This window comes from Polynucleobacter sp. MG-6-Vaara-E2 (genome assembly GCF_018687695.1).
Lineage (GTDB): Bacteria > Pseudomonadota > Gammaproteobacteria > Burkholderiales > Burkholderiaceae > Polynucleobacter.
Genome location: NZ_CP061303.1, coordinates 1,973,147 through 1,985,407 on the forward strand (window position 1 = coordinate 1,973,147; position 12,261 = coordinate 1,985,407).

The window sequence follows — 12,261 nt, forward strand, 5'->3', positions numbered from 1 at the left end:
TTTTTGCTCTAGCAAGGGGCTTTACTCAAAGTCAAAATCACTCTGCCTTTTTCTGAAAACAGAATAATTGTTCATCGACATCAAATGTTTGCAAACAGGTTTTTGCATTCATTCTTTTGCCTCCGGGCTTTTGCATCTCGAGCACCTCAACTACGCCAGAACCACATTGAATATAAACGCCGTGCTCGCTAAACCCAAGTACCTTGCCTGGCTCCGCCGATCTGCCAGAGACATCTTTAACAGCACGTGAATTCCAAAGCTTTACGGCCATGCCGCTCAAGCTAGATGTGGCACCAGGAAAGGGGTTGAATGCTCTAATCTGAGCATCAATTTGAGTAGCGTCTTGACTCCAATCAATCTCCGCCTCAACTTTTAGAATTTTCTCTGCATAGCAAACTCCCACATTTGATTGTGGAGTGCGAATCAACTTTTTGCCGCCACCTAGTTCAGTGAGTACATTTACGATTAACTTCGCACCCAACTCGGCTAATCTGTCATGTAAGCTTGCGCTGGTTTCAGCAGCAGCAATCTGAAGCTCTTCTACCAAAACTGTGTCGCCAGTATCAAGGCCTGAATCCATTTGCATAATGCACACGCCTGTTTTCTGATCACCAGATTCTATAGCGCGCTGAATCGGTGCAGCCCCTCTCCAACGAGGCAAGAGTGAGGCGTGAATATTAAAGCTGCCATGCCTTCCTGGGCGCTCGGCGATATCTAAAATTTCTTGCGGCAATATCAATCCATAAGCAACCACTACCATGGCATCAAAATCTGTTTGAGCCAGTCGATCGTATGCCTCTTGTGCTTGTATCTTTTTCTGTGGATCAACGCTGTTACGTTTTAGCGTCTCTGGCTGCAATACCGGAATACCTTTTTCCAAAGCAAACTCTTTAACCGGGCTAGCTTGTAGGTGCATGCCCCTGCCCGCACGGCGATCTGGCTGAGTAAGTGCCATAACAATTTCATGACCAGCATCGTGAATGGCTCGCATTGCCTGCGCTGCAAACTCAGGGGTACCGGCAAAGACAATTTTCATGAGGTCGCTTAGCGCTGACCTTCTAATTCTTTGGCGCGTTTTTTCAGTTTCTGTGAGATGCGATTGCGCTTTAGCAAGGAAAGATATTCAACAAATACTTTTCCTTGCAAATGATCGAGCTCATGCTGCAAGCACACAGCCAACAATCCATCAGCCTCGATTTCAAAAGTCTTACCTTCAAGGTCTAAAGCCTTCACTTTTATTTGTGCGGGTCGCTCAACCTCATCATAAAACTCAGGCACAGAAAGACAGCCTTCGCGCCAAGATTTTTTCTCTGAGCTTGCCCAAGTAATTTCAGGATTAATAAAGACTCTCAACTCGTTTTGCTCATCAGAAACATCAATCACGACTATGCGCTCATGAATGTCCACCTGTGTTGCGGCCAGACCAACTCCTGGTGCGTCATACATTGTGTCGGCCATATCAGCCACAATTTTTTTTATACGCGCATCTACCTGCTCCACAGGTTTTGCAATTTTGTGGAGACGTGGATCGGGGTAACAAAGAACCGTCAATATAGCCATGTAGGAATTATCCAACAGAGCAATCCATCTGTCCCGATTGTTGACAATTCCCTGCGCTTCAAAATGCTTGATGCCCATGAACTCCAAACCAAACTTCATCCATAAAATTATGCGAGGGGACAGCAACTATCCCGAACGACTTAATGATCTTTATGACCCTCCAGCCTGCCTATATATAAATGGGGATATAACGCTTCTAAAAGAGCCAATGGTTGCAATCGTGGGCTCACGCAAATCTAGCGCTCAAGGTCTCACCCATTCTCATTACTTTGCTCAATCGCTTTCTAAGGCGGGCGCCACAGTGATATCTGGGCTGGCAAAGGGCATTGATGGGGCGGCACACCGCGCTAGCCTTGGCATCGGATCAAAGACGCTAGCTGTCTGCGGAACCGGGCTAGATATCACTTATCCCAAAGAGCATCTGGCGCTAGCCCATGCCATCAGCAATCATGGGCTTCTGGTATCGGAGTTTGCGCCCGGAACAGGCCCAAAGGCATTTCATTTTCCGCGGCGCAACCGCCTCATTGCAGCCCTAGCGCTAGGGGTTTTAGTCATAGAGGCAGCCGAAAAGTCGGGGTCACTAATCACCGCTCGCTTAGCAGCCGAGCTTGGCAGAGAGGTTTTTGCACTACCTGGCCCCATTAATGACCCGCTTTTTACTGGTTGCAACGAACTCATCCAGCAGGGTGCCAAATTAACCCGAAGCCCAAAAGACGTTCTGGAAGAGCTCACTTTTCACCAAAAACACCATTTAAATTGGTTTTAAGGGGGGTTTTGGGTGTTTAACGACCTTAAATGTTGGTCCTGAAATACCCTAAAGGGGGCTTTTTTGGACTTTTCAGGATTTATCGGTTAATAATAAAAAAGGGGGTTGTAATAGATCAAGCTTCGATTTGGTTTAAATTGACCATCCATTTTCGCTATTAAAAACATTCATTCAGGCTCAAATTTTAGGCAAACGCGTGGCTAAAGCATCTACCAAAAGCAGCTCCAAGACCTCCTCCGTGGATCACCCAAAGGCGTTGATCATTGCCGAAAAACCATCGGTAGCAAATGACATAGCAAAAGCCTTGGGCGGGTTTACCAAATATGAGGACTACTTTGAAAGCGATGACTTCTTAGTTTCCTCGGCGGTAGGTCATTTATTAGAAATAGCCGCCCCAGAGGAATATGACGTTAAACGCGGCAAATGGTCGTTTGCAAACCTGCCGGTTGTTCCACCTTATTTTGATTTACGTCCAATTGCAAAAACAGAGTCCCGCCTAAAGGTGCTCCAAAAACTCATTAAGCGCAAAGACGTGACATCTCTCATTAATGCGTGTGACGCGGGACGTGAGGGCGAGCTTATTTTCAGGTTGATTGCACAACACGCCAAAGCTTCACAAACCGTTAAACGACTTTGGTTGCAATCAATGACGCCTGCCGCCATTCGCGATGGTTTTGCAAGCCTACGAACCGATGATGAAATGCAACCTCTCGCAGATGCTGCTCGTTGTCGTTCCGAAGCCGATTGGCTAGTGGGCATTAATGGCACGCGCGCCATGACAGCATTTAACAGCAAGAGTGGCGGCTTCTTTTTAACAACCGTGGGGCGCGTTCAAACGCCAACTCTCTCGATTGTTGTTGAACGTGAAGAGCTTATCCGTAAATTTGTTTCAAAAGACTACTGGGAAGTAAAGGCAGAATTTATCGCTGCTGCTGGAGTGTATGAGGGGCGTTGGTTTGAGCCGAAATTTAAGAAGGATGTTACCGAGCCAGATGCTCGTGAAAATCGTCTCTGGAGTGAGGCTGCGGCACAAAGCATTGTTGCGGCCTGTCGCGGAAAAAAGGCAACCGTTAGTGAGGAAGCAAAACCAGCCACTCAACTTGCTCCACAACTTTTTGATTTGACTAGCTTGCAGCGTGAAGCAAATGCACGCTTTGGCTTTTCTGCAAAGAATACTTTGGGGCTTGCGCAAGCACTTTACGAGCGCCATAAAGTATTGACATATCCTCGTACAGATGCAAAAGCATTACCTGAAGATTATTTAGATACCGTTAAACAGACGATGGAGAATCTTGCAGAGCACTCGCAGGAATATCGTCCGTTTGCAAAGCAAATTTTGCAAGGCGACCCAAAGGATCCGAAAGCAAAAGCAGGTTATGGTTGGATTAAACCAAATAAACGCATTTTCGATAACTCTAAGATTTCAGACCACTTTGCGATTATTCCAACCTTAGAAACGCCTAAGACTTTGAGTGAGCCAGAGGCAAAGTTATATGACCTCGTTGTGCGTCGCTTTTTGGCGGTTTTTTATCCCGCAGCCGAATTCCGGGTCACCACACGCATTACCGAAGCCTCCGGTCATCACTTCAAAACTGAAGGCCGTGTTCTTGTAAACCCCGGCTGGCTAACCGTATACGGCAAATCCAATCAAGCTGATGATGAATTAGTACCAGTGCAAGAAGGTGAAACCGTTCAAACAGAGTCAGTTGTTGCTGTTCCACTTAAAACCAAACCACCTGCACGCTACACAGAAGCAACCTTGCTCTCTGCCATGGAGAGCGCTGGTAAATGGGTTGACGACGACGAAATGCGTGAGGCGATGGCGGAGAAGGGGCTTGGAACACCAGCAACCCGAGCAGCCATCATAGAAGGCTTATTGGCTGAAAAATATATTGTGCGTGAAGCACGTGAACTGATTCCAACCGCAAAAGCATTCCAATTAATGACTTTATTGCGCGGCCTAGATGTTGAAGAATTAACGCGCCCCGACTTAACTGGTAGCTGGGAAAACAAGTTATCGCTCATTGAGCAAGGCAAGATGAATCGCGATACCTTCATGCAAGAAATTGCTCAAATGACGCAGCGTATTGTGAAACGCGCCAAAGAATATGACAGCGATACCATCCCAGGTGACTATGCCACGATGACCACGCCGTGCCCGCACTGTAAGGGCCCTGTAAAAGAAAACTATCGTCGTTTTGCATGTGAAAAATGTGGTTTTACGATCAGCAAAACGCCGGGTGGTCGCGCTTTTGAATATCCCGAAGTAGAAGAACTGTTGCGCGAAAAAACAATTGGGCCTCTGCAAGGATTCCGCAGCAAAATGGGTCGCCCATTTGCAGCGATCATCAAGCTATCTGAAATTCCAGAAGACGACAAAGACTATCCAAATGCAGGCTTCAAGTTGGAGTTTGATTTTGGTAACACTCAAGATGATGAAACTGAAGCGGTTGATTTCACGGGTCGTCAAGCTCTTGGTGTTTGTCCAAAATGCTCTGGTGCTGTTTACGAAGATGGCATGCGCTATGTATGCGAAAACAATACTGGTCCAAGTAAATCGTGTGACTTCAAAACTGGTAAGGTCGTTTTACAACAAGAAGTTTCAAGCGAGCAAATTCAGAAGTTGTTAAAAGAGGGTAAAACCGACCTCATGAGCAACTTCAAATCAAACCGCACTGGGCGTGGCTTTAAGGCCTACCTGGCTCTGGGCGCTGATGGAAAAATTGGTTTTGAATTTGAAGCTAAAGCGCCCGGCGCAGCTAAGGCGCCTGCTAAAAAGCGTGCTGGCGCAAGTGCCGCAACCAAGTCTGTTGCAAAACCCAAGCGCGCAAGCAAAGCAAAATCATCCTCTAGCAGTTGAGCTGTAATGAGCTTGGCTGCTAGAGCCGACCACAATATTCCCCTTGATCCTAAGGCGGTAGCCAAGAAAATCCCTGGGTGCTGAGTCAACGCGCCAATAATAGGAAGACGGTCGCCAGCAACACAGCGTACGCCAATAAACTCTCCGCTTTTGATGAGACTATTTACATCACCGCTTGGGTAGTGCACCAAGTTTTTAGCTTGCTCACGATTAAAGTCATCACTAGCAAGTCTCGGGGACAAATCATCCTCACCCTCATCAAAAGTAGAGCCCACAATCCACCGAAAACTTCCGTCCTCAAGCTGCTCCGCTGGCAAACAATAGCCATCACCCGAAATACCGACCTTAGGTAATTTTTCAATCCAGACATCACCAGGCTTGATAGAAAAAATACTCAACTGCCCGCGTACTGGCTTTAATGGCAAATGCACTCCAATGCTGTTGATTAAGAGCTTGCTATCCATTGCGGCAGCAATGACTACTTTCTTGGCAGTAACAAATGCCCGAGCCTGCTGATCAAACAAACACCAAACCCCATTCAGCTCTTCAAGCCTAGCAACTCGTGTATTCCAAATACACGTCAGACGCTCATGCTCTTTGAGCAATTGCTTGCTTGCTTCTGACAAATTTAAACAAGCGCCTCGAGAAATCCATACACCGCTTTGTTGAATGCCACAGATTTTTTCAGCTTCAATGGCATCGAGCGGCAGCGCAATATCTTCCGTTAAATCAAGGGCGCGCAGATGTGCAGAAACTTCTGCTCGATTAAATTCGCGATCTTTTTTAGTGGGCTGAAAAATACCATGCGCTTGCCAAGCCTTACTCCACCTGGCTTCGGCCAATAGAAATGCTAAGCGAGTAAGGCGCAATAAACGTGGAGAACCTTTGCCAATATGCGGATGCGCAATAGCATATGCATGACTTGAACAAGCGCTAGCTGGTGAACTTGCTGCATCAATAACGCAGACGGATTTGCCGCGTTCAAGCAGCTCATTGGCAATGGTTGCGCCACAAATGCCTGCCCCAATCACCACGATGTCATGGTGTTGGGGTTTAGTCATTAATTAATCTGGTTAAAGCGTTGAATACTGCTAACGGCTTTTAGCTTAAGCGTTTAAGCGCTGCTCAATCTTGGTACGAGTCTCTTTCAACTCTTTCGGCAAACGCTCGCCTAAGTGCTCAAACAATTCAGTGTGCAATTTCAACTCGTTTTTCCAGTCATCAACGGCAACATGAATTGCCTTAGCAAACTTCTCAGCGGAATAGTCCAAACCACCCCAATGCATATCGGTGTGCTCTGGGCAAATACCAAACGGAGTTTCTTTTCCGCTTGCCTTGCCTTCAGCGCGATCCAAGATCCAAGAAAGAACGCGCATGTTTTCGCCAAAACCAGGCCATACAAACTTGCCATTCTCATCTTTGCGGAACCAGTTCACACAATAAATCTTTGGCAATACAGCGCCCTCAGCTTCGAGCTTCTTGCCAATGTTGAGCCAGTGCTGGAAGTAATCGCTCATGTTGTAACCAGCAAACGCAATCATTGCAAACGGATCACGACGCACCACGCCGATTTGACCGGTAATTGCCGCGGTAGTTTCAGAGCCCAAAGTAGCGGCCATGTAAACGCCCTCTACCCAATCACGTGCTTCGCTAACCAATGGAACAGTGTTCGAGCGGCGGCCACCAAACAAGAACGCGTCAATTGGAACACCCTCTGGATCATCCCACTTAGGATCAACCGCTGGGTTGTTGGTTGCAGCAACCGTGAAGCGTGAGTTTGGATGAGCAGCCTTGCGACCTGCGGCACCATCTGCCGGAGTCCAATCTTTACCTTGCCAGTCGATCAAATGTGCTGGCGGGGTTTCAGTCAAACCTTCCCACCAAACATCACCGTCATCGGTTAAGCCAACGTTTGTAAAGATGACATCTTGATTTAGTGAGTCAATACAGTTTTGATTGGTTTGACGGTTTGTGCCTGGGGCCACGCCGAAGTAACCAGATTCTGGGTTGATCGCAAACAAACGAGTCTTGCCGGTAACAGGATCTTTGCGTGGCTTGATCCATGCAATGTCATCGCCGATTGTTGTGACTTTCCAGCCCTCGAAACCTTTTGGTGGAATCATCATAGAAAAATTGGTTTTGCCGCATGCGGATGGGAATGCTGCAGCAATGTGATATTTCTTGCCTTCTGGAGATGTCACGCCAAGGATCAACATATGCTCTGCCAGCCAACCTTGATCGCGACCCATATTCGATGCAATACGCAAAGCAAAGCATTTTTTACCTAGCAATGCATTGCCGCCATAACCAGAGCCAAAAGACCAAATCTCGCGTGTCTCTGGGTAATGCACGATGTACTTGGTTTTATTGTTTGGCCATGCAACGTCTTTTTCACCAGCAGCCAATGGCTTGCCAACAGTGTGAATACAAGGAACAAATTCGCCCTCAGCGCCAAGCTGATCAATTACTGCCTTACCCATGCGGGTCATTAGGCGCATATTGATAGCAACATAAGGGCTATCAGATAGCTCCACGCCAATGTGTGCAATAGGTGAGCCGATCGGGCCCATTGAGAATGGCACCACATACATTGTTCTGCCGCGCATGCATCCATCAAACAGCGGATTTAAAGTTGCACGCATTTCGCTTGGCTCAACCCAGTTATTGGTTGGGCCGGCATCTTCTTTTTTGGCTGAGCAAATAAATGTACGGTCTTCAACACGGGCCACATCCTCTGGATCAGAAAGCGCCAAGAATGAGTTTTTGCGTTTTGCCGGGTTAAGGCGCTTGAAAACGCCTGCGCTTACAAGCAGCTCGCAAAGTTCGTCGTACTCGGCTTGAGATCCATCGCACCAACGAATGGCATCTGGCTTGGTGAGGGTGGCAACTTCTGCAACCCACTCAATCAAACGCTTGTTTTTTACATAAGCTGGCGCATTTACATTGATCTGGCCGCTAGCAGTTGAAGTCATATGTTTCCCTATGAAAATTGAATTTTTTAATCCAATGATTTTAACATTTTGGTCATATTTGGCGTATTGACCTGGTGCCGGGAAAGCCCCCTTATTTGCCTATGCAAAACTGGCTAAAAATCTTGCCCAAAAGATCGTCCGGGATGAGCCTGCCAGTGATTTGACCAAGGTGATTTTGTGCTAAAAATAGCTCTTCTGCGAATAATTCAAGTGAATTGTTGCCATTTGCTGCGAACTGTTCCGATCTTTCAATATGCTCTGCTGCTCTCTCTAGGCAATCTAAGTGGCGCCTACGGGCCACAATAGCGCCCTCTTGGGGGCCATTCCAGCCGACTGTTTCAAGAATTTTCTGTTTAAGCGCCTCTATTCCCTGCCCCGTTTTGGCCGAAATCAGCAGTGAGTCGGGCTTATTGGCAACAAACTCTTTGTCGAATAAATCGGCTTTATTAACTAGCTCTAAAAAGGGGCACTTTGGAGGTATGGCCTCCAAAATCTGCCCCCTTAACTCATCAGACTCTTTATCGGCATTGGGCGCAGTTAAGAAAACAACCAAATCAGCTAAGCGAATAGCCTCCCAGGTTCGCTCAATCCCCTTGACCTCTACTTCATCAGAGGTATCCCTAAGACCAGCCGTATCAATGATGTGCATTGGGACGCCTTCAATTTGAATGCTTTCCTGTACTCGATCACGAGTGGTGCCTGCTATCGGGGTAACAATGGCCACTTCTTCGCCAGCCAATCTGTTTAACAGAGAGCTTTTACCAACATTGGGTGCACCAGCCAAAACTAGGTGTATTCCATCGCGCAAAATTTTGCCCTGCTTGGCGCCGTCACGCAGAGCCTGAAGCTTTGCCTTTACTGCTAAAAGTCGCTCACGTGCTTGAGCATTTTCTAAAAACTCAATTTCTTCTTCAGGAAAATCTAAAGTGGATTCAACCAAAATTCTGAGTTGAGTAATTTCTTCAACAAGGTCATTAATGTCGTCTGAGAAAGCGCCCTGTAGTGATCTTGCAGCCCCACGAACCGCCGCCTCGCTTTGTGCATCTATTAAGTCTGCAATTGCTTCGGCCTGCGCTAAGTCCACTTTGTTATTGAGATAGGCTCGTAAGGTAAATTCGCCAGGCTCGGCAATGACCAAGCCATCTTCTTTCCCCAACTCTAGACATCGCCTCATGACCAACTCAAGCAAATGAGGGCCGCCATGACACTGCAACTCTAAAACATCTTCGCCAGTAAAAGAGGCCGGGGCAACAAATGAGATTGCGACCAATTGATCAATTAGTTGTCCACCCACATCACGCAAACTCAATAGGGTGGCTTGACGCGGAACAAGGTCCCTTTGAAAAAGGGCTTTAATAATGGGGTTTAAATTTTGTCCGCTAATGCGAACTACGCCAACACCAGCCCTGCCTGGGGCGGTTGCCACAGCAATGATGGGTAACTTGCGAGTCATCATTGCTGTGTGATTTCCATTAAAGCTTATTAATACAAGCTCTTATTTGGCAGCCTTCTTGCCAAAAATTTTATTGATCTGCCACTGTTGTGCAATAGACAACAAGTTGTTTACCACCCAATACAACACTAAACCGGCGGGGAAGAAAAAGAACATGACTGAAAACACAATTGGCATATACATCATTACTTTTGCCTGAATTGGGTCGGGTGGCGTCGGATTCAACTTGGTTTGCACAAACATTGAAACCGCCATAATTACGGGCAAAATGTAATAAGGGTCGGGCACTGACAAATCATGGATCCACAAAACCCATGGTGCACCACGCATTTCAACCGAAGACAGCAGAACCCAATATAAAGAAATAAACACCGGGATCTGAATCACAACCGGCAAGCATCCTCCTAGTGGATTGATCTTTTCTTTACGATACATCTCCATCATTGCTTGATTGAGTTTTTGTGGGTCGCCTTTAAATTGTTCTTTCATGACCATTAAACGGGGCTGCACTTCTTTCATGCGCGCCATTGATTTATAGCTAGCGGCGGACAAAGGGAAGAAGACCAGTTTGATCAAAATGGTTAGCAAAATAATGGACCAACCCCAATTCCCAACATAGCCATGAATCTTTTCTAGCAACCAAAAAATTGGTTTGGCAATGATCGTTAGGTAGCCATAGTCTTTTAAAAGCTCAAAGCCTGGAGCAATGGTTTCTAAAACCTTTTCTTCTTGTGGTCCAACGAAAAGTCTCGCCTTTTCAACCACAACGGAACCTGGGGCAACCACGCCCAATGGGATTTGCATACCGATTCGATACAAGCCGTTATCAATTCTTCCTGCGTAAATGTCGCGCGCAAATTTATCGCCAGGAATCCAAGCGCTTGCAAAGTAATGCTGAACCATTGCAATCCATGCTGGTTCGCCAGCAGCCACTTGGGTTGGAATAGTAATTTTGTTTTTATCAATCGCCGTGAATTCCAGCTTATTGAATTTTTCTTTATCTGTGTATGCAGCTGGGCCAGTAAAGGTGCTAGCAGAAAAGGCGCCGCCGAAGGGCCCAATTTTTTGCTCTTGCATACCATCACGAACGATCTCGGTATAAAGCACAATCGGATTCGTATTTGTAGTGCTTTGTGTAACGCGATGACCAACCTCAACCACATAGCTACCGGGGTTCAGAATGAATGTTTTTTCTAACCTCACGCCGCTGCGCTCACTTGCAAGAACTATGAATGGTCTACCAGACCCATCTTTACCAGACTGAACTAACTTAAAAATGCTCGTATGGTTAGGCAAATCACTGTTGTTTAGTGTGATTAGGCCGGATCTTGCAAAATATTTGTGTGCTGGGGTGTGTTGGAAAAGCTCAACCGGTTTTTGTTCTGCTGTTAGCGCTTTTAGGAGTTTTGCATCAATAACGTTAGCCCCGTTAGAGCTAATTTCTAAAACGAGCACATCGTTTTGTAATACAAACTTTTCTGCGCTCTCGATGGAGCCGATATTTGTGGTTGGTGTTGTGGTGCCTGTAGCAACACCAGTAATTTGTGTTGGCACATCTACCCTGGCTCCGGTGGCCGTCTTATCTGAAGTAGCTGGCGTAACCACTGGAGCGCCACCAAACATAGATGGTTTGCCCTCGTGCACCTGCCAATTGTTGTACAGCATGAGACCTGATAGTGAAAACACAGCCCAAAGAATCGTTTTTTTAAAGTCCATTTTCATTCACTTAAATTAATGAGATGTTTGTTTTACCGCAGGATCATAACCGCCGTGTGACCAAGGGTTGCAACGCAAAATGCGCCACACCGTTAAGCCAAGACTCTTGAGAAATCCATAATGATTAAAGCAATCACAGGCATATTGCGAGCAGCTAGGAATGTACTTACAGTGCATTCCAACATAAGGGCTCAAGACTAGTTGGTATGACCTCACCAACTTCACTGCCACCTTGTTTAAAACTTGCACCTTAAATGAGCTCCGTTACTTGGGAGCGAAGGAGGTCTTTCTCTTTTTTTCTGAGCCTACCCCGAGTTTGGCGACCAATTGGCTTTTTCAGTTTGATAACAACGTCGTTATTGAGTGATCCTGCTTGTGCGGTCCAAACCAATTCACGAATCATTCGCTTAAGGCGATTCCGATCAACCGCGCGTTTGACCAATTTTTTAGCCACCGCAATACCTAGGTCAGGCTTTACACCTTTTGGAGCGACAACAGAATACAAACCCCAAGACACGTTTGTTTTGGGGCGCGTTTTAAGTAATTCAGAAATCCTTGCGCTATTCAATGGCTAGATTAAACGGCCAAACGCTTGCGACCTTTTGCGCGACGAGCATTTAAAACTGCGCGTCCACTTTTTGTTTTCATACGGATACGAAAACCGTGGGTGCGTTTACGGCGTGTTACTGATGGTTGATATGTTCTTTTCATGATAAATCCCCGAGGAAACCGAATATTTTCCTTGTTGCGAAGCAAAAGGTCAATCTATCTGACTAAATATGTAGGTGTTTTTCATTAATTTTTGGTCTTTTTTTATTAACACCTTAATTAAAATGAGTTTTTTGTTCTTATTCACAAGTTATCCACAGCTTTTCCATGATTTTTTACCTTGTGGATAACTTTGTCAGGTGGCTACAATGGATCCTCCAAAAAT

General features: G+C 46.3%; 10 protein-coding genes and 1 pseudogene. 2 read left to right on the plus strand and 9 right to left on the minus strand.

From position 1 onward, the window contains the following. Nucleotides 1-37: 37 nt before the first annotated feature. Together fmt and def are read right to left on the minus strand one after the other, a co-directional pair. Nucleotides 38-1,036, minus strand: a complete 999-nt coding sequence (gene fmt, locus ICV38_RS10220) for a methionyl-tRNA formyltransferase (protein ID WP_215381550.1) — start codon at nt 1,034-1,036, stop codon at nt 38-40. An 8-nt stretch (nt 1,037-1,044) separates the two neighbouring features. Further along, nucleotides 1,045-1,560 carry a peptide deformylase gene (gene def, locus ICV38_RS10225; RefSeq protein ID WP_215382887.1) on the minus strand — a complete coding sequence of 172 codons (516 nt, stop codon included), beginning with the start codon at nt 1,558-1,560 and terminating at the stop codon, nt 1,045-1,047. Between the two features lie 109 nt (nt 1,561-1,669). On the opposite strand from def, the gene dprA reads away from it, so the two are divergent. Next, the gene (gene dprA / locus ICV38_RS10230) at nt 1,670-2,326 is read left to right on the plus strand and encodes a DNA-processing protein DprA (protein WP_251368288.1); all 657 of its coding nucleotides are present in this window, start codon (nt 1,670-1,672) and stop codon (nt 2,324-2,326) included. Nucleotides 2,327-2,522: 196 nt separating this feature from the next. Further along, nucleotides 2,523-5,186 carry a DNA topoisomerase III gene (locus ICV38_RS10235; protein ID WP_251368155.1) on the plus strand — a complete coding sequence of 888 codons (2,664 nt, stop codon included), beginning with the start codon at nt 2,523-2,525 and terminating at the stop codon, nt 5,184-5,186. A 59-nt stretch (nt 5,187-5,245) separates the two neighbouring features. On the opposite strand, the pseudogene mnmC reads toward ICV38_RS10235, so the two are convergent. From mnmC to rpmH, 7 genes and pseudogenes are all read right to left on the minus strand, one after another. Next, nucleotides 5,246-6,247, minus strand: a pseudogene (mnmC, locus tag ICV38_RS10325) (FAD-dependent 5-carboxymethylaminomethyl-2-thiouridine(34) oxidoreductase MnmC); the annotation flags it as partial. A gap of 45 nt (nt 6,248-6,292) precedes the next feature. After that, nucleotides 6,293-8,158, minus strand: a complete 1,866-nt coding sequence (locus tag ICV38_RS10240) for a phosphoenolpyruvate carboxykinase (GTP) (protein WP_215381557.1) — start codon at nt 8,156-8,158, stop codon at nt 6,293-6,295. A 91-nt stretch (nt 8,159-8,249) separates the two neighbouring features. Further along, entirely contained in the window at nt 8,250-9,611 is a 1,362-nt protein-coding gene (gene mnmE, locus ICV38_RS10245; protein WP_215382891.1) for a tRNA uridine-5-carboxymethylaminomethyl(34) synthesis GTPase MnmE, read from the minus strand. 42 nt (nt 9,612-9,653) lie between these two features. Beyond that, nucleotides 9,654-11,327 carry a membrane protein insertase YidC gene (gene yidC, locus ICV38_RS10250; protein ID WP_215381560.1) on the minus strand — a complete coding sequence of 558 codons (1,674 nt, stop codon included), beginning with the start codon at nt 11,325-11,327 and terminating at the stop codon, nt 9,654-9,656. Between the two features lie 15 nt (nt 11,328-11,342). Further along, nucleotides 11,343-11,576 (minus strand): membrane protein insertion efficiency factor YidD, encoded by a 234-nt coding sequence (gene yidD, locus ICV38_RS10255; RefSeq protein WP_215381563.1) that lies wholly within the window; start codon nt 11,574-11,576, stop codon nt 11,343-11,345. Between the two features lies 1 nt (nt 11,577). Further along, a complete protein-coding gene (rnpA, locus tag ICV38_RS10260) occupies nt 11,578-11,895 on the minus strand; it encodes a ribonuclease P protein component (protein WP_215381566.1) in 318 nt (105 codons plus the stop codon). 8 nt (nt 11,896-11,903) lie between these two features. Next, nucleotides 11,904-12,038 (minus strand): 50S ribosomal protein L34, encoded by a 135-nt coding sequence (gene rpmH, locus ICV38_RS10265; RefSeq protein WP_011903922.1) that lies wholly within the window; start codon nt 12,036-12,038, stop codon nt 11,904-11,906. Nucleotides 12,039-12,261: the final 223 nt, after the last annotated feature.